Annotated in this window: 16 protein-coding genes; 9 read left to right on the forward strand and 7 right to left on the reverse strand. The window is 64.2% G+C overall.

The features are described 5' to 3' along the window. The first annotated feature begins 3 nt into the window (after positions 1 to 3). From DXH78_RS04300 to mutS, 7 genes are all read left to right on the forward strand, one after another. Positions 4 to 1,239: a thiolase family protein gene (locus DXH78_RS04300; protein ID WP_115515899.1), complete on the forward strand. Its 1,236-nt coding sequence runs from the start codon at positions 4 to 6 to the stop codon at positions 1,237 to 1,239. A gap of 24 nt (positions 1,240 to 1,263) precedes the next feature. Further along, a complete protein-coding gene (locus tag DXH78_RS04305) occupies positions 1,264 to 2,025 on the forward strand; it encodes an SDR family NAD(P)-dependent oxidoreductase (protein ID WP_115515900.1) in 762 nt (253 codons plus the stop codon). 13 nt (positions 2,026 to 2,038) lie between these two features. Continuing rightward, positions 2,039 to 2,653, forward strand: coding sequence for a class I SAM-dependent DNA methyltransferase (locus tag DXH78_RS04310; RefSeq protein WP_115515901.1), 615 nt, complete (start codon positions 2,039 to 2,041; stop codon positions 2,651 to 2,653). Between the two features lie 12 nt (positions 2,654 to 2,665). Next, a complete protein-coding gene (locus tag DXH78_RS04315; RefSeq protein WP_115515902.1) occupies positions 2,666 to 3,076 on the forward strand; it encodes an acyl-CoA thioesterase in 411 nt (136 codons plus the stop codon). Between the two features lie 209 nt (positions 3,077 to 3,285). Further along, on the forward strand, positions 3,286 to 4,302 hold the full coding sequence (locus DXH78_RS04320) for an amidohydrolase family protein (RefSeq protein ID WP_115515903.1): 1,017 nt from the start codon (positions 3,286 to 3,288) through the stop codon (positions 4,300 to 4,302). A gap of 25 nt (positions 4,303 to 4,327) precedes the next feature. Further along, positions 4,328 to 5,536, forward strand: a complete 1,209-nt coding sequence (locus DXH78_RS04325) for an FAD-dependent oxidoreductase (protein WP_147292568.1) — start codon at positions 4,328 to 4,330, stop codon at positions 5,534 to 5,536. Positions 5,537 to 5,595: 59 nt separating this feature from the next. After that, complete coding sequence (mutS, locus tag DXH78_RS04330) at positions 5,596 to 8,334, forward strand: DNA mismatch repair protein MutS (protein WP_115515905.1); 2,739 nt, start codon at positions 5,596 to 5,598, stop codon at positions 8,332 to 8,334. Between the two features lie 34 nt (positions 8,335 to 8,368). Here the strand turns inward: mutS and DXH78_RS04335 are convergent, their stop codons facing one another. The 7 genes from DXH78_RS04335 to DXH78_RS04365 form a co-directional block, all read right to left on the reverse strand. Continuing rightward, the gene (locus tag DXH78_RS04335; RefSeq protein ID WP_115515906.1) at positions 8,369 to 9,172 is read right to left on the reverse strand and encodes a hypothetical protein; all 804 of its coding nucleotides are present in this window, start codon (positions 9,170 to 9,172) and stop codon (positions 8,369 to 8,371) included. Then, positions 9,169 to 9,963, reverse strand: coding sequence for a hypothetical protein (locus DXH78_RS04340; RefSeq protein ID WP_115515907.1), 795 nt, complete (start codon positions 9,961 to 9,963; stop codon positions 9,169 to 9,171). The genes DXH78_RS04335 and DXH78_RS04340 overlap by 4 nt, the downstream gene beginning before the upstream one ends. A 145-nt stretch (positions 9,964 to 10,108) precedes the next feature. Further along, positions 10,109 to 10,618, reverse strand: a complete 510-nt coding sequence (locus DXH78_RS04345) for an OsmC family protein (protein WP_115515908.1) — start codon at positions 10,616 to 10,618, stop codon at positions 10,109 to 10,111. 39 nt (positions 10,619 to 10,657) lie between these two features. After that, on the reverse strand, positions 10,658 to 11,716 hold the full coding sequence (locus DXH78_RS04350; protein ID WP_115515909.1) for an alcohol dehydrogenase: 1,059 nt from the start codon (positions 11,714 to 11,716) through the stop codon (positions 10,658 to 10,660). Positions 11,717 to 11,770: 54 nt separating this feature from the next. Then, the gene (locus tag DXH78_RS04355; RefSeq protein ID WP_115515910.1) at positions 11,771 to 12,556 is read right to left on the reverse strand and encodes an ABC transporter ATP-binding protein; all 786 of its coding nucleotides are present in this window, start codon (positions 12,554 to 12,556) and stop codon (positions 11,771 to 11,773) included. A gap of 4 nt (positions 12,557 to 12,560) precedes the next feature. After that, positions 12,561 to 13,385, reverse strand: a complete 825-nt coding sequence (locus DXH78_RS04360; RefSeq protein ID WP_245416730.1) for an ABC transporter permease — start codon at positions 13,383 to 13,385, stop codon at positions 12,561 to 12,563. A gap of 116 nt (positions 13,386 to 13,501) precedes the next feature. Beyond that, positions 13,502 to 14,482 (reverse strand): aliphatic sulfonate ABC transporter substrate-binding protein, encoded by a 981-nt coding sequence (locus DXH78_RS04365; protein ID WP_115515912.1) that lies wholly within the window; start codon positions 14,480 to 14,482, stop codon positions 13,502 to 13,504. A 208-nt stretch (positions 14,483 to 14,690) separates the two neighbouring features. Between DXH78_RS04365 and DXH78_RS04370 the strand changes: the two genes are divergently transcribed. Both DXH78_RS04370 and DXH78_RS04375 read left to right on the forward strand, forming a co-directional pair. Beyond that, a complete protein-coding gene (locus tag DXH78_RS04370; RefSeq protein ID WP_115515913.1) occupies positions 14,691 to 17,522 on the forward strand; it encodes a [protein-PII] uridylyltransferase in 2,832 nt (943 codons plus the stop codon). Positions 17,523 to 17,581: 59 nt separating this feature from the next. Next, a complete protein-coding gene (locus DXH78_RS04375; RefSeq protein WP_115515914.1) occupies positions 17,582 to 18,439 on the forward strand; it encodes a DUF3108 domain-containing protein in 858 nt (285 codons plus the stop codon). Positions 18,440 to 18,586 lie beyond the last annotated feature (147 nt).

Below are 18,586 nucleotides of genomic sequence, written 5' to 3' on the forward strand. Positions count from 1 at the left end.
CCAGTGACCAACAAACCCGCCGGTATCGGCGCGACCTACGACGACGCCTGGCTGATCGACGGCGCGCGCACACCCTTCGTCGATTACAACGGCGCACTGGCGCCAATTTCGCCGATTGACCTCGGCATCAAGGCCGCGCGCGAGGCGCTGAAAAAATCCGGTGTGTCGCCCAAGGACGTCGGCACAGTGATTGCCGGCTCGATGGCGCAGGCTTCGTTCGACGCCTACATGCTGCCGCGCCATGTCGGGCTTTACGCCGGTGTGCCGCAGGAGACGCCGGCCCATCTGGTGCAGCGCGTTTGCGGCACTGGCATCGAAGTGATCGCGCAAGCATCAGACACGACTTCGCTCAAGCGCGCCGATCTGGCTTTGTGCGTCGGCGCCGAGAGCATGAGCCGCAACCCGGTCGCGTCCTATACCGGCCGCGGCGGCTTTCGCCTGGGTCAGGTCGATTTCAAGGATTTCCTGTGGGAGGCGCTGCTCGATCCCGGCGTCAACTGCACCATGGGCGACACCGCCGAGAACCTGGCCAAGCAGTACCAGATCACGCGCCCCGAGGTGGACGCTTATGCCGCGCGGTCCTTCGAGCGCGCCGTCAAGGCCGCCGAATTCCGCGCTGGCGAAATCGCACCGGTGACGACGGAGAAATTCGAGATCGATGGCATGAATGCGCGCGGCATTCGTGTGAAGGAAGACGTAACCAGCGACACGCATGTGCGTCCCTCGACCATCGAGCAACTCGCCAAGATCAAGCCGGCCTTCGGCGGCGTGCAGACCGGCGGCAATTCGTCGGCCATCGTCGATGGCGCCGCCGCGGTGCTGGTGTCGTCGAAAGCCTACGCCGACAAGAACGGCAAGAAGCCGCTCGCGCGCATCATTGCCAGCGCCGCTGTCGGCGTGCCGCCGGAGATCATGGGCATCGGACCGGTACCGGCGATCAAGGCCGTGATCGAGCGCGCCGGGCTTAAGTTGGAAGATATCGGCCGCTTTGAGATCAACGAGGCCTTCGGCGCGCAGGTGATGGCCTGCGCTCGCGCCCTCGGCCTCGACGAGAACAAGCTCAACGTCAATGGCGGCGCCATCGCCATCGGCCACCCGCTGGGCGCCACGGGTATCCGCCTGACCCTGACGCTGGCCCGCGAACTCAAGCGTTCCGGCCTGCGTTATGGTATCTCGTCGGCCTGCATCGGCGGCGGTCAGGGCATTGCGCTGCTGATTGAGAATACCGAGGCGGTATAAGACATCACAGCGGAGTAGGCGAAGATGGACATCAAGGGACAGGCCGCAATCGTGACCGGCGGCGCTTCGGGGCTGGGCGCCGCGACAGCGCGCGTGCTGGCCAAAGCCGGCGCCAAAGTCGCCGTGTTCGATCTCAACGAGAAAGCCGCCAACGACATCGCCAACGAAATCGGCGGCATCGCCTTTGCCTGCGACGTGACCCTCGATAAAGGCGCCAGCGCCGCGATCAACGCCGCCGCCACGGTGCATGGTCCGGCGCGCGTGCTGGTCAACTGCGCGGGTATCGGTCCGGCCAAGCGGATCGTCGGTAAAGACGGCCCGATGCCTCTCGAGGATTTCGAACGCGTTATCAAGGTCAATCTGATCGGCAGCTTTAACATGATGCGGCTGGTCGCGGCCGGCATGCAGGCGGCCGAACCGCTGCCCGGCGGTGAACGCGGCGTCATTATCTCCACTGCTTCGGTCGCCGCCTTCGAGGGCCAGATCGGCCAGTCGGCCTATGCGTCGTCCAAGGGTGCGGTCGCGGCGCTGACGCTGCCGGCTGCGCGCGAGTTCGCGCAATTCGGCATTCGCGTCTGCGCCATCGCGCCGGGCATTTTCTCCACACCGATGCTCAAGGGTCTGCCGCAGGAAACCCAGGATTCACTCGGCGCTTCGGTGCCGTTCCCGAAACGGCTCGGCGAACCGGCGGAATATGCCAAACTGGCGCTGCACATCGTCGAAAACGGCTATCTCAACGGCGAAGTGATCCGGATCGACGGCGCGCTGCGCATGGCGCCGCGCTAAGCGCCGCCAGCGCATGAGTGACGCCGCCCACATTGTCGATCTCTACGAGCGCAAGGCGCATGATTGGGCCGCCGACCGGCGGCGGTCAGGCCGCTTCTTCGAGCAAAGCTGGCTTGATCGTTTCCTGAGTCTCGCTCCAAAGGACGGCGCCATTCTCGATATCGGCTGCGGCTTCGGCCGGCCGATTGCGGCCTATCTGATCGCGCAGGGCTTCGCGGTGAGCGGTATCGATTCATCGATGACCATGATCGATCTCTGCCGGCGTGACTTCCCCGATCAGGACTGGCGCGTCGCCGACATGCGGACCCTCGATCTCGGCCGCCGTTTCGCTGGTATCCTCGCCTGGGACTCGTTCTTCCATCTCACCTATGACGATCAGCGCCGCATGTTCCCGCTCTTCGCCGCCCATGCGCTGCCGGGAGCGCCTTTGATGTTCACCAGCGGACCTGAGCACGGCGAAGCCATCGGCAATCTGCATGGCGAGCGGCTCTATCACGCCAGCCTCGCCCCGGACGAGTATCGCGCGCTGCTCGCCGCCAACGGATTTGCCGTGATCGAAGCCCGCATGAACGACCCCGATTGCGGCGGGCACAGCGTTTGGCTGGCGCGGCACACAGAAGGTCGCTAAGAAACAAGAACCATGGCCTATACCAACACGCGAAACCTGCGCATCGAATGGGGCGACTGCGACCCTGCAGGAATCATCTTCTATCCCAACTATTTTCGCATTTTTGACCACTCGACCGCCATGCTGTTCGAGGCTGCGCTCGGCATGACAAAGCACGAGATGTTCAAGAAGCTGGAATTCGAGGGCTGGCCGCTGATCAAGACTCAGGCCCGCTTCCTCAAGCCGACCCGCTTCGGCGACGACTGCGTCGTGGAAAGCACCGTAAATTTCGGACGCTCGTCCTTCGAAGTGGCCCACCGGCTGAGCTGCAATGGCGCGGTGTGCGCGGAGGCGAACGAGAAGCGGGTATGGACGGTGCGGGATGCGAGTGGGCAGCTCAAATCCCATCCCATTCCCGACGCGGTGCTGGCGAAGTTCGCATAGGCCTTGGTGTGACGCGTTTCATTGACGCGAACCGGCCCCCGCCCGCTCGACATCGCTCCGACCCCTATACCGCCGCGCGATGATACGCATAGGCCGCAACCGCTGGCGTGCGTTGTCAGCATTGCGCCGCTCGCGTAGAACGCCAGCCAACCGCTAAACAATATTCCGCAGTCCGAAAGTCCGGATTTGCACGTCACGGAAGGAAGCCCATGCGTATCGACGCCTATACCCATTTCCTGCCGAGCCGGATGTTTCAGGCGCTGATCGACAGCGGCTACCCCGATATCGGCAAGCGCATGCGCGAGGTGCCGTGCATTCATGACCTCGATATCCGCAAGAAGGTGGTCGACACTTTTCCGGACTATGCGCAGATCCTGTCGCACGGCATGCCGCCGCTCGAAGTGTTCTGCAAGGGTGACGGCGCCAAGGTCGAGGAATATGCGCGGCTGATCAACGATGAGTTCGTCGAGATCATCGACAAGAACCGCGATCACTTTCCCGGCTGGGTGGCGCAGAGCGCGCTTGGTGCGCCGGACGCCGGCGTTGCCGAAGCGCGGCGCGCCATCAAGAACGGCGCCCTCGGCGTGCAGATCTATACCAACGTCGCCGGCGTGCCGCTCGACGATCCGAAGTTCGAGCCGTTCTTTGCCGAGATGGAAAAGCTCGACAAGCCGATCTGGCTGCATCCGGCGCGCGGCGCCAACGTGCCCGACTATCCGACCGAGAAGACCTCGAAGTTCGAAATCTGGTGGGCCTTTGGCTGGTCCTACGAGACCGGCGCGGCCATGGCGCGGCTCGTGTTCTCCAAGCTGATGGACAAGTATCCGAAGCTCAAGATCATCACGCACCATTTCGGCGGCATCGTTCCGATGCTGGAAGGCCGTATCGGCCCGGGCTGGGATCAGCTTGGCTCGCGCACTTCCGGTGAGGATCTCGGCAAGCTGCTCGGCGAATTGAAACACCGCCCGCTCGATTATTTCAAACACAGGTTCTATGCCGACACCGCGACCTTCTCCTCGCGCGCCGGTGTCGATATCGGCCTCAAGTTCTTCGACCACGACAAGATCGTGTTCGCGTCCGACTGCCCGTTCGATCCGGAGAAAGGCACGATGTACACGCGGGATGCCATCAAGTTCATGGACGAGGTCGATTTGCCGAAGGCGACCCGCGAAGCAATCTGGCACGGCAATCTCGAGCGCATCACCGGCACCAAGCTGGTGAAGTAGGCGTTTCGCAGGGCAGGTGCCGATCATGGCTGAACGTAAACCCGTCGTCATTGCCGGCGCCGGCCCCACCGGGCTGATGTGCGCGCTCGCTTTGCGCCAGCAAGGCATTCCCGTCGTGTTGCTGGAAGCCGAGGAAACGCTGACGCACGACCTGCGCGCCGGCTCGTTCCACCCGCCGACGCTGGAGATGATGGCGCCCTACGGCATCACCGAGAAGATGCACGAAACCGGCATCAAGGTGCGCCACTGGCAGATCCGCAACCGGCCGGGCGATCTGGTTGCCGAGTTCGATCTCAACCTGCTCGCCGATGTCACGCTCTATCCCTACCGCCTGCATCTTGAGCAGCACCGGCTGACGCCGATCCAGCTCGATCTTCTGCGTCAGGAAGGCGGCGCCGAGATTCACTTCGGTCATGCCGTCACCGGTTATACGCAGAGCGACGATGGCGTGACGGTGACGACCAGCGGCCCGTCGGGCGACCGCCGCTTCGAGGGCTCATGGCTGATCGGCGCCGATGGCGGCCGCAGCGTCGTGCGCAAGGGCCTCGCCATCGATTTCGAGGGCTTCACCTGGCCAGAGCTGTTCGTGGTGGTGTCGACGCCCTACGACTTCGGCCAGCACGGTTTTGCCTTCAACTGCTACATTGCCGATCCGGTGGAATGGGGTGCGCTGTTCAAGGTGCCGGATGCCGGCCCGCCGGGCCTGTGGCGCCTCGCTTATCCGGTCAATCCCGAGGAGAGCGACGAGGTGCTGCTGTCGCCCGAGCGCGTCGAAGCCGCCTTGCAGAACCTGATGCCGAAACAGGGCGCCTACGACATCCTCTATAAAAGCACCTATCGGGTGCACCAGCGCGTTGCCTCATCGTTCCGCGTCGGTCGCGTGCTGCTGGCCGGCGACGCCGCACATCTCAACAACCCGCTCGGCGGCTTCGGCCTCAACAGCGGCATCCACGACGCCATCAACCTCTGCGACAAGCTCAGCGCCCACTGGCACGGCGACGGTGGCGAGGACCTGCTCGACCTCTATTCGCGGCAGCGACGCTTCGCCACAATCGAGCAGGTGCAGTCGATGTCGATCCGCAACAAGCGGATGATGGAAGAGCGCGACCCGGCGATCCAGCGCCAGCACCTTGAGGAAATGGTCGCGGTCGCCAGCGACCCGGAAAAGGCCCGAGCCCATGTGCTCAATACCTCGATGATCCTCGGCCTCCAGCGCGCGAATGAGATGATTTAGCGGGGAAATAAGACCCCGCAGGGCTTAAATGACCCGCTCAACTGGGCTATTTTGCCCAGATGTCTCAGCCTCAGACCATCGGACTTTCGGAACCGGAAACGCCGCCCGACGCGACGCCGCCGGAAAAACTGTCGCCGATGCTGGAGCAATATATCGAGATCAAGACCGCCAACCCGGGCTCGCTGCTGTTCTACCGGATGGGCGATTTCTACGAGCTGTTCTTCGAGGATGCCGAAGTGGCGAGCCGCGCGCTCGGCATCGTGCTGACCAAGCGCGGCAAGCATCAGGGCCAGGACATCCCGATGTGCGGGGTGCCGATCCACCGCTCGGATGAATACCTGCACCGGCTCATCGCGCTCGGCCATCGCGTCGCGGTGTGCGAACAGCTCGAGGACCCGTCCGAGGCCAAAAAGCGCGGCTCCAAAAGCGTCGTGAAGCGCGACGTCGTCCGCCTCGTCACACCCGGCACGCTGACCGAAGACACCTTGCTCGATGCGCGGCGCAATAATTATCTGCTCGCCATCGCGCGGGCGCGGCTGTCGTCGGTCGGCACCGAGACACGCTTCGGCCTCGCCTGGATCGACATGTCGACCGGCGAATTCCGCATCACCGAATGCGACCGCATCATGCTCTCGGCGGAAATCGCGCGGCTGGAGCCGGGCGAAATTCTCATTTCGGATTCGCTCAATACCGATATCGAGCTTATTCCGCTGTGGCGCGAACTGCCGGCGGTAACGCCGCTCGGCCGCGACGTGTTCGACAGCGCGACCGCGGAGCGTCGTCTCACCTCATTCTTCGCGGTCGCGACCAGCGACGGTTTCGGCGCGCTGACCCGGCTCGAAATCACCGCCGCGGCCGCCGCCGTGACCTACATCGAGCGCACCCAGATCGGTCAACGGCCGCCCTTGTCGCCGCCCCTGCGCGAAGCCGTCGCCTCGACCATGGCGATCGACCAGGCGACGCGCGGCAATCTCGAACTGATGCGGACCTTGTCGGGAGAACGCCGCGGCTCGCTGCTCGATTGCATCGACCGCACCGTTACCTCGGCCGGCTCTCGCCTGCTGGCACAACGCCTATCGGCGCCGCTCACCGACGTGAATGCGATTGCCCGGCGGCTCGACGCGGTGGCCTGCTTCGTTGACGACGTTGCGGCGCGCGCCGATACCCGCTCGCGTCTGGCGGCCGCGCCCGATCTGGCTCGCGCGCTGACCCGCATCGCGCTGCAGCGTGGCGGTCCGCGCGATCTGGCCGCCGTCCGCGACGGCATCGCCGCCGCCCATGAACTGGCCCGCGCACTCGCCGCCATCAAGGACGCGCCGGACGAGATCGCCGATGCCCTCGGCCATTGCCGCAAGGTCGATTTTGCGCTCGCCGACGAGCTTGGCCGCGCACTCGGCGACGAACTGCCACTCATCAAGCGAGACGGCAGCTTCGTCCGCGAAGGTTACGACGCCGCGCTCGACGACAACCGCGCGCTGCGTGACGAGTCGCGCCGTGTCATCGCGGCATTGCAGGCGCGCTATGCCGACGAGACCGGGGTCAAGGCGCTCAAGATCAAGCACAACAACGTGCTCGGCTATTTCGTCGAGGTGACGGCGCTCAACGCCGACAAGATGCTGCAGCCGCCGCTGAACGCCACCTTCATTCATCGCCAGACCCTGGCGGGACAGGTGCGTTTCACATCCACGGAGCTGGGCGAACTGGAGGCCAAGATTGCCAGCGCCGCCGACCGCGCGCTTGGCCTCGAACTCGACATTTTCGAACGGCTCTGCGCCGCGGTGATCGCGCAAGGCAATGCCATCAAGCAATGCGCCGAAGCGCTGGCGCGCCTCGACGTCGCTTCAAGCCTGGCGGCGCTCGCCGCCGAGCGCGGCTTCGCGCGGCCGCTGGTCGATGACAGCCTCACTTTCGCGATCGAGGCCGGACGCCATCCGGTGGTCGAGCAGGCTCTGTCGCGGGACGGCACGCCCTTCGTCGCCAATGACAGCGATCTCTCGCCACCCACTGAGGCGCAAGCCGGCCGCATCTGGCTCATCACCGGCCCGAACATGGCCGGCAAATCGACCTTCCTGCGCCAGAACGCGCTGATCGCCATTCTGGCGCAAATGGGTTCGTTCGTGCCGGCGAAAGCCGCGCATATCGGCGTCATCGACCGGCTGTTCTCGCGCGTCGGCGCCGCCGACGATCTGGCGCGCGGCCGCTCGACCTTCATGGTCGAAATGGTCGAGACCGCCGCCATTCTCAATCAGGCCGGCAATCGCGCGCTGGTCATCCTCGACGAGATCGGCCGCGGCACCGCGACTTTCGACGGCCTCTCGATTGCCTGGGCCACTGTCGAACATCTGCATGACATCAACACCTGCCGTGCGCTGTTCGCGACGCATTATCACGAGCTGACCGCACTGTCGGCGCGCCTGCCCCGCCTGCACAACGTCACCATGAAGGTGAAGGAATGGAAGGGCGACGTCGTGTTTCTGCACGAAGTCGTCGCCGGGGCTGCCGACCGCTCATACGGCATTCAGGTGGCCAAGCTTGCCGGACTGCCGCCCAGCGTGATCGAGCGCGCCAAAGTGGTGTTGGCCAAGCTCGAACAGGAAGACCGCGCTGCGCCGAAAGGCTTCGAAGACCTGCCGCTGTTCGCGGCGAACTATCAGCCTCCGGCCCCGTCATCTGAACCAACGCATGAACGCCTGATCGCCGCCGTCGCTGCAATCAATCCCGATGAGATGTCGCCGCGCGAGGCGATGGAGGCTTTGTACAATCTGAAAGCCAGGCTGCGCGAGACGGATAAGCAATAACTGTCATGCCCCCGCGAAAGCGGGGGCATGACAGTTAACGCTTCCTGTTCTTCCATAGCCACAACAGTCCGTTCCACGCGATGCCGATGGCGAGGCCGATCAGATAGGCCCACCACACGCCGATGACTTCGGCGAGCAGGTGTACCGCCAGCAGGCTGAACGTCAGGCCGATCAGCGGCGCCTGCAGATGCGCCGCCACACTCGCCGCCGCAGCGCCCCCCGCGCGCGTGTAAAGAATGATGAAGAACGAACTCATCGCCACCGGGAAGAAGGCGAAAACGCCGGAGAAGTACGAACCGATCGACGAACTCAGGGCTGTGACGAGGACAACAGCAAGCGTCGCCACCCCGGCCCGCCAGGCCAGATCGCGTCCGGACACGGCAACGCGCGCCCTCGCCTTGACCTCGCCGACAAGGCGCAAACCGATATAGATGGCCACCGGATAGACGATCGCGTTGGCCAGCAAGGCCGTCGACACCGTCCACGGCACGAGCCGTGAAAGGAATACACCGGCAAGCCACACCGCCAGCGCGCCGCCGAGGCTGGGCAGCAGCCGGTAACGCGGCGCCAGCACGGCGAAGGTCAGCGCGAAGATCGGACAGACCGCGTTGGCCACCATACTTCCGATCGTGCTCTGGGCGATGAAATGGGCATCGTGCTCGATGGCAAGGAGGATCATCGCCGCGCCGCCCGCGGTCGGCAGTGCGGCGATCAGCGCGCCAATGAACGGTCCGGAGCGTTCGACGATCACCGAAGCGACGACGACAATGCTCGCCGTCATGACGATCTTGAGGGCGAGACCGAGCCAGAACAGCGGCGAGACCAGAACCGCGCTCATGCCGTTTTCATCCGTCGCTGTGCGTAAAAGATCAGAAGATTGAAGCCGACCGAGATGGCCAGCGTCAGAAGTAACGACCATACCGAGCCGAGCGCATCCGCTACCAGATGCAGCACCAACATGGCGACGGCGAAACCACCCAGGCCGACGACGGCATTCGACATCACCGCCGCAGTTGCCGGCCCGCCGACGCGCGGATGCAGGATGATGATGATGCTGGTCAGCACAATGGGAAACACCGCGAGATTGCCGCTCGCGGTCGCGCCGATGTGATGGCTCAGCGTCACAACAATGCCGACCAGCACCGCCACCATCGTGGCGCGCAGCACATAGTCGTACCAATAGGTACGCATGCGCGGGAATTGAACGTGACGCAGCGACGATACCAGCCACAACCCGCCCGCCAGCGCGACGACATTGATCGCGATGGCGCCCCACAGACCGGGATGGACCTGATTAACGATCCAGGTCAACACGGCCCATAGCGCGAAAGCGCCGACAAGGCTGACGACCAGCGACCGCTTCTGCGCCAGCAGGCAATAGACTACAGCGAAGGCGATGTTGAAGGCGTTGGTGATCATGCTGCCGAGCGCGCTCTGGCCGACAAAATGCGCGCCGTGATCGATGGCCAGGAAAATATAGATCGGCCCCGCGCTGATCGGCAGTGTCGCCACCAGGCCGCCAATCAGCGGCCCTGCCCGCTCCGCCGTAACGGTCGCCGCGATCAGGAACGCGGCGGTCACAGCCATGCGCACGAACAAAGTCAGCGCAAAATAGAAGTCGGGGGACATTTATCCGGTGGCCTCGTGTCCCGGGCGCGGCGCAGCGTGAAACGGTACGCCGCAGAACCGGGACCTAGCTTCTGCTCCAGAGATCAAAGTCCCGGGTCTGCGATGCAACACTGCGCATTGCATCGCGCGCCCGGGGGCGCGAATTCTACGCTCGCGCCATCTTCACATCCACCGACGGGCCGCTCTTGATGGTCTGATAGACCACGCAATAGCGTTCGGTGAGCTTGAGAAGCTGGTCGAGTTTTTCCTGCGGCGCGTCGGTGTCGAGATCGAAGCGCAGCCGGATCTGGGCAAAGCCGACCGGCGCATCCTTGGCGACGCCGAGCGTGCCGCGGAAATCGAGATCACCTTCGGCCGAAACCTTGCCCGACTTCAGCGCAATTTCGAGCGCGGTTGCCACCGCCTTCACGGTCACGCCGGCGCAGGCGACCAGCGCTTCCAGCAACATGTCGCCCGAGCACAATTCCATGCCCGAGCCACCGGTTGCCGGATGCAGACCGGCGACCGCCAGCGCACGGCCGGTCTCCACCTTGCAGGCGATGCTGGTGTCGTCGAGCGTGCCCTTGGCTTTCAGCGTGATCATCGCCGAAGCGGCATCGCTCTTGTACTTGTCTTTGATCGGCGCCTGCATGGCGCGCAGTTCATTGGCGTCCATAGTTCTTCCTTGCTTAGGCCTTCCCGTATCGAAGAAGGATTAGTGAGTGGTCAGCACGACGCGGCCGATGACCTTGCCCGCCTTGAGATCGTCGAGCGCTTGCTGAACTTCATCGAGCGGGCGCTCGCGGATCGGAACCGGCGGCGCGCCGGTACGGCTGACGAGTTCGAGCAATTCCTTCATGTCCGGCAGGGAGCCGACATAGGAGCCCTGAATGGTCATGGCGCGCATCGGGAAGAACGGCGTCGAGATCGTAATGTCGCCGCCGAACAGGCCGACGATGACGATCTTGCCGCCTTTGGTGACGAGCCCGTCGATCGAGAGCTTCACGGTGTCGGACGAACCGACGAAGTCGATGACCGCCCAGGCGCCGCCGTTGGTGGCGTCGATGATCTGCTTCGCGGCGTCCGGGGCGCGGCCGTCAATCGCCGCCACCGCGCCGGCCTTGAGCGCGGCTTCGCGCTTGACCGGATCGATATCGACCATGACGACGCTCTTGCCGCCCATCGCCTTGTGCAGGGCAATCGCCATCAGGCCGAGGCCGCCGGCGCCCATGATGACCACCGGCTCGTCCTTGAGCGTGTCACTCACCTTCTTCAACGCGCTGAAGGCAGTGACGCCCGAGCAAGCAAGCGGAGCGGCCTGCACCGGGGTGAGATTGCCGATGTCGAACAGATGGCGCGGATGCGGCACGATCAGATGGCTGGCATAGCCGCCGTCGGAGAACACGCCGAGATTCTTCGGGGTGCGGCACAGGTTTTCCTCGCCGCGCCGGCAGACGACGCATTCGCCGCAACCAATCCAGGGATTGGCAAGCTTGACCGCGCCGACCTTGACGCCTTTGGCGTCGGGACCGACGGCGACCACCTCGCCGACATTCTCGTGCCCCATCGTGAGCGGCAGCTTGATGCCGCGCTCGAGAAGCTGCATGCGCTTGCCGCCGCCGAGTTCGTAGTAGCCGTCCCAGATATGGAGATCGCTATGGCAAACGCCGGACGCCTTGATCTTCAGAAGGACCTCGGTGCCCTTGGGCTCCGGCGTCGGCTTCTCATTGAGTTGGAGGGGCTGCCCGCAGGTGCAGACCTGGAACATACGCATGTCGTTTATCTCCCGGATCGAATTTCAGCCCGGGACCATAGCCGACGATTTCGCTCACCACCATAGACCGGCGCCGGCGGGCGCCTCTTCCTCTTTTTCACGGCTGTTCCGCGCCAGCGAACGATCCAGCGCCGCCAGGACCTGTTTTTTCACGCTCTCGAAGCGGACCGACTGGCGATCGCGCGGCCGCGGCAGACCGGTAACGATCTCCTCGAACAGCCGCCCCGGGCGCGGCTTCATTACATAGATGCGGTCGGCCAGCACGACGGCTTCCTCGACGTCATGCGTGACCAGGATCAGCGTCGGCTTCAGGTCGGCCCAGAGGTCAAGCAGATGTTCCTGCAGATCGGCGCGGGTGAAGGCATCGAGCGCCGAGAACGGCTCATCGAGCAGCAGCACTTCGGGACGCGGCACCAGGGCCCGAGCGATGGCGACGCGCTGCGCCTGGCCGCCGGAGAGTTCGCGCGGCCACGCCCGCGCCTTCTCGGCCAGGCCGACGCGCCGCAGCGCCTCGCCGATGCGCGCGACACGCTCGGCCTTCGGCAGGTGTTCAAGGCCGAAGCCGATATTGTCGGCGACGCTGAGCCACGGCAGCAGCCGCGGCTCCTGGAAAACGATGCCGATCTTTTCGTGCGGCGCGGTGACGGTGGCGCCGTCGAGCACGACGCGGCCGCGGCTCGGCGTATCGAGGCCGGCAATGGCGCGCAGCATGGTCGACTTGCCGCAACCGGAGCCCCCGACAATGGCGACGATCTCGCCGGGCGAGACGGCGAAGCTGACGCCTTCAAGCGCATGCGCGCCGTTCGGATAGGTTTTGCCGACGCCTTCGAGCTGCAACATCGCGTCAAGCCTCCGTGTGCCGGGCGCGGTCTTCCCAGCGCAGCAGCGGCGCGGTGGCGCCGACGATCAGCCAGTCGGTTATCTTGCCGAGCACGGCGAAGGCGACAATGGCAGCAACGATCTGCGCCGGCTTGCCGAGCTGCTGGCCATCGACCAGCAGGAAGCCGAGGCCTTCCGACGCGCCCATGAATTCGGCGGCGACGACGAACATCCAGCCGAGGCCGAGGCCCGAGCGCAACGCCACCACATAAGACGGCAGCACCGCGGGCAGCAGAATGCGGCGGACCATCTGGAAGCCGTTGAGGCGGAAGGCACGGCCGACCTCGACCACCTTGCGGTCGACCGAGATCACCGCGCCCATGACGCCGAGATAAACCGGGAAGAACACGCCGACCGCGATCAGCGTGATCTTGGAAGCCTCGAAAATGCCGAGCCACAGAATGAACAGCGGCACCCAGGCGATCGAGGGAATGGCGCGCAGCGCCTGCAGCGTGGGGTCGAGAAGCCGCCGCGTCAGCGACGAATAACCGGTGATGGCGCCGAGCACGGTGCCGGCGGCGACGCCGAGGCCGAAGCCGGCAGCGACGCGGGCCATCGTGGCCGCGGCATGGCGCTGCAATTCGCCGGTTTTGGCGAGCTCCATGAAGGTCGCATAGATGACCGACGGCGGCGGCACCAGGCGGCCATTGGACAGGCCGAAGCGCACCGCCAGTTCCCAGCCGACCGCCAGCACGACCGGGACGAACAGCCCCAGGACCGGCTTGCCATAACGGGTCCACGACGCGCGTGGCGCCGGGGCCGTCTCGATGTCATCGGCTGCGATACTCATGCTCCCAACAGACATAGGACCACCGCAAAAGGCAAGGAGCCAATAAACGTATCCCGGACGCGGTGCCGCACACGCCATGCGACACATCGCGTCCGGGACGTCTGGATGATAGGCGCTTAGTTCGTACCGGACGCGAGATACTGGCCGTCGATTAGATCATCGACGGTCTTCTTGACGTCCACGTCGGCCTTGATGACGCCGGCCTTTTGCAATGCCAGGCCCGCCTCGAGAATCGACTCGCGCTGCGGCGCGCCGATCTTCGAATGAGTAAGCTCGGTGCGCTCCTTGAGCTGCTTGTCGACGACCGCGCCGGGCAGTTTGGTGACGGCGATGAAATCGGCCTTCACTTCGTCGTAGTGCGACAGCGCATATTTGCGCGCTTCCTCGTAGACCGCGAGCACGCGCTTGACGAGATCTGGGTGATCCTTGGCGAAGTCCTCACGAACATTGAGGATGCCCCAGGTGTTGGCGGCAGCGTTGCGGTAGAACAGCTTGGCGCCGTCCTCGACTTCGGCCTGCGCCATCATCGGATCGAGACCGGCCCAGGCATCGACGTCGCCGCGGATCAGCGCAGTCTTGCCGTCGGCGTGCTGCAACAGTACCGGCGTGATGTCCTTGTCGGTCAAACCCGCGCCCAGCAGCGCGCGGACAAGGAAGATATGCGGATCGGTGCCGCGCGTCACCGCGACGCGCTTGCCCTTGAGGTCTTCGATCTTCGCGATCTTGCTGTCCTTGCCGGTGACCAGCGCGGTCCATTCCGGACGCGAATAGACATAGATCGACTTGATCGGGTTGCCGTTGATCTTGGCAACCAGCGCCGCCGAGCCGGCGGTCGAACCGAAGTCGATCGAGCCGGCATTGAGGAATTCGAGAGCCTTGTTCGAGCCGGCCGACTGCACCCAGCGGATCGCGATGCCGTCCTTGGCGAATTCCTTTTCGAGCAGGCCTTTGTTCTTGAGCAGGATCGAAACCGGGTTGTAGGTCGCCCAGTCGATGCGCAATTCCTTCGGCTTGTCAGCCGCCTGAGCAACGGTCGCCGGGACAAGACCCGCGACCAGGCCGAGCGCAATCAGTAAACGCCTTGAAAACGAAACCATGTCTTGCTCCCCAAGAACGGCGGAACGCCACGCCCCGCAGAATTTTTCTTCTTTAGGACGCCGAATTTCCGGCGTCAAAAGCATAATATTAGCTATATTGCTTCATAACTTGGAAAATTATACCAAATCCATACCTTTGACAGAACCGGCACTATGTTGAAACGGCGGCGGTGACTTCCAACGCGCCCTCCGCTATCCGGATGACCCTATGGCCTCCCTTGCCCTCGATCGCGATTCGACGACCAAGCCTGCGGTTTCGTCCAACCGAAACGGCGACCTGATCGATACCCGCGCCATCATCGCCGATCTGGAAAAGCTGGCCGCCGCCAAGCGCGGCAACGACATCGAACTGCGCGCCGCCGTCGCACAGCGACTCAAGGCCGCGCTCAACGAAGGCAGAGACAAGGCCGAGCGGTTGCTGCTGCAGGACCGTCAAGGACGGCTCTGCGCCGAGCGCATCTGTCGGATGGAAGACGAGATCATCGGCATCCTCTTCGATTTCGTCCGCAAGCATTTGTATCCGTCGGAAAATCCGTCCGAGACCGAGCACATGGCAATCGTCGCCACCGGTGGCTACGGCCGGGGCTTCCAGGCGCCGAACTCGGACATCGATCTGTTGTTTCTGTTGCCCTACAAGCAGACCGCCTGGGGCGAGCAGGTCGCCGAGACGATTCTCTATGCCCTGTGGGACACCGGGCTGAAGGTCGGCCATGCCACGCGGTCGATCGACGAGTGCATCCGCCAGGCCAAGGCGGACATGACCATCCGCACGGCGTTGCTCGAGTCGCGCTTCCTGCTCGGCGACCGCAAATTGTTCGACGAACTGGTGACACGCTTCGACACCGACGTGGTGCGCAACACCGCGGCGCAATTCGTTGCCGCCAAGCTTACCGAACGCGAGGAGCGCCACCGCCGCAGCGGCCAGTCGCGTTATCTGGTCGAACCGAACGTCAAGGACGGTAAAGGCGGCCTGCGCGATCTGCATACGCTGTTCTGGATCGCGAAATACGTCTACCGCGTGCGCGAGCCGGAAGAACTGGTGAAGCGCGACGTGTTCGACAAGCACGAATACGCGCTGTTCCGCCGCTGCGAAGATTTCCTGCTGGCGGTGCGCTGCCACCTGCATTTCCTGACCGGCCGCGCCGAGGAGCGCCTGTCGTTCGACGTGCAGCGCGAGATCGCCGTCCGGCTCGGCTACACCGAACATCCCGGCATGCAGGACGTCGAGCGCTTCATGAAGCACTACTTCCTGGTCGCCAAGGATGTCGGCGACCTGACGGCGATCCTGTCGGCGGAGCTCGAAGACAGCCACGCCAAGGGCGCGCCGGTGCTGAGCCGGGTGATGTCGAAGTTGCGCCCGGTCAAGCGCAAGCAGCTCGGCGACTCGAAAGATTTCATCGCCGAAAACAATCGCATCCTTTGCGCCAATGCCAATGTTTTCAAGCGCGACCCGGTCAACCTGATCCGCATCTTTCATCTGGCGCAGAAGCACAATCTTGCACTGCATCCCGATGCGATGCGCGCCATGACGCGCTCGCTGCAATTGATCGACGCCAAACTGCGCGACAGTGAAGAAGCCAACCGGCTGTTCCTCGACATCCTGACGTCGAAACGCGATCCCGAGACCGTACTGCGCCGCATGAACGAGGCCGGCGTGCTCGGCCGTTTCGTTCCCGCCTTCGGCAAGGTGGTGGCGATGATGCAGTTCAACATGTATCACCACTATACGGTGGACGAGCATCTGTTGCGCTGCATCGGCGTCCTTTCCGAAATGGAAGAAGGCGCGGCCAGTGACGCGCCGCTCGCCAACGAACTGATCCACAAGATCAAGCCGGCGAGCCGCACGCTGCTCTATGTGGCGATGTTCCTGCACGACATCGCCAAAGGCCGGCCGGAGGATCATTCGATTGCCGGTGCCCGCGTTGCCCGGCGGCTGTGCCCGCGCCTCGGCCTGTCGGCGGCGGACACCGAGACCGTGGCCTGGCTGATCGAACAGCATCTGGTGATGTCGACCGTCGCGCAGTCGCGCGACCTGTCGGACCGCAAGACCATCGAGAATTTCGCCGCGGTGGTGCAGTCTGTCGAGCGCCTCAAGCTTCTGACCATTCTCACCATCGCCGACATCAAGGCGGTCGGTCCCGGCGTGTGGAACGGCTGGAAGGCGCAGCTTGTGCGCACGCTCTATTTCGAGACCGAACCGGTGCTGACCGGCGGCTTCTCCGAGGTCAACCGCGCCCAGCGCGTTGCGGCGGCGCATGCCGAATTCCGCCACGCTATGCAGGACAGGCAGTGGCCGACGGAAAAGGTCGAGGCACACATCGCCCGTCTCTACCCGGCCTATTGGCTCAAGGTCGATCTCGGTCACAAGATCGAGCACGCCGATCTGCTGCGCAGCGTGGAAGGCTCCGGCAAGAGTCTCGCTACGTCGATCCGCTTCGACACGGCCCGCGCGGTCACCGAACTGACCGTGCTGGCGCCCGACCATCCCTGGCTGCTGTCGATCATTGCCGGCGCCTGCGCCATGGCCGGCGGCAACATCGTCGATGCGCAGATCTTCACCACCACCGACGGCCAGGCGCTCGACACCATTTCGCTGTCGCGCGAGTTCGAGCGCGACGACGACGAGCAGCGCCGCGCCGATCGCATCGCCTCGTCGATCGAGAAGGCCCTGCGCGGCGAGCTGCGCCTGCCCGATGTCGTTTCCCGGCGCGCGCCGCCGAAAGGCCGCATCAAGGCGTTTTCGCTTGAGCCGGGCGTGGACATCAACAACCAGTGGTCCCACCGCTATACGATGGTCGAGGTCGCCGGCCTCGACCGGCCGGGTCTGCTGTATGAATTGACCGCGACCTTGTCGAAGCTCAATCTCAACATCGCATCGGCGCATGTTGCAACCTTCGGCGAACGCGCGGTGGACGTGTTCTATGTGACCGACCTGATGGGTGCGCAGATCACCTCGCCGACCCGTCAGGCCGCCGTCAAACGCGCGCTGATCGCGCTGTTTTCCCGGCCCGACGCCAGACCGGGCAAAGGCGCGGCGTGACATGCACCCTGAATACGTACAGCTACCTGGATTCACACAGCGGACCTGAATTCGGCGCCATGCTCCGTCGTCCGGCCATTTGCACTGCGGGCCTGACCATCGCCGCCCTGCTCGCGGCGCTGCCGGGCGTGAAGGCCGCGTCGCCGCCGCCGGAAGTGCGCGTCGTCATCCAGTATGCGATTTCGATGATCGGCGTTCCGGTCGGCCGGATCACCTGGGCCATCGACCTCGGCGCGAATGATTACAAGACGACCGCGAGCGGCAAAGCCAGTCGCGCCGTGAGCATTCTGGTCAATGGCGAGGGCCGCGTCGCTGTCCAGGGCGTCTTCGAGGCCGACCGCGCTGCGCCGAGCTTCTTCTCCTCGAATGTGGTCGACGACGGCGAAACAACCGGGCTGCAAATGACGTTCGAGAGCGGCAACGTCAAAGCGCTGCGCATCGACGATCCGCCGGACAACGCCATTCGGATTCCGGTAACCGACGAGCACAAGCGCAACGTCACCGATCCGCTCAGCGCCATGTTGATCCCGGCGACGGCGGAAACGCCGCCGCTGTCGCCGATCCAGTGCAATCGCAATCTGTCGATCTTCGACGGGCAGCGCCGCTACGATCTCGTCCTCACCTACAAGCGCATGGACAAGCTCAAGCTCAACCGCGGCTATAACGGGCCGGCCCTGGTCTGCGCCGTTGTGCTGCATCCGATCGCCGGCTACCGGCCGGACAGCATGCTGGTGAAATATGTCGGCGGCCGGCCGGGGCTGGAAATCTGGTTCATGCCGATCGAGGGCACGCCGGTTATCCTGCCCGGGCTGCTGAAAATGCCGACTGGTGTCGGCACGCTGGAAATCGAAGGCGAGCGGCTGGAGCGGACCGCCGTGAAGCCCGCGGCGCCGGCGGCAGCCGCGCCGGGCAAATAGGCATTGGCACCAAGCCAGCGCCGCGTGCCGCGAAAGCGCCGATATTGCAGCGTGCTATATAGTTAATAAACCTGAAGCCGGACGCGCTCGGAAATCCCGAAAATCCGCGGCTTTTTACGGCCCCTTAAACCGCCCCGCCTACGCTCG

The sequence above is a fragment of the Undibacter mobilis genome (genome assembly GCF_003367195.1).
GTDB classification, from domain to species: Bacteria; Pseudomonadota; Alphaproteobacteria; order Rhizobiales; family Xanthobacteraceae; genus Pseudolabrys; species Pseudolabrys mobilis.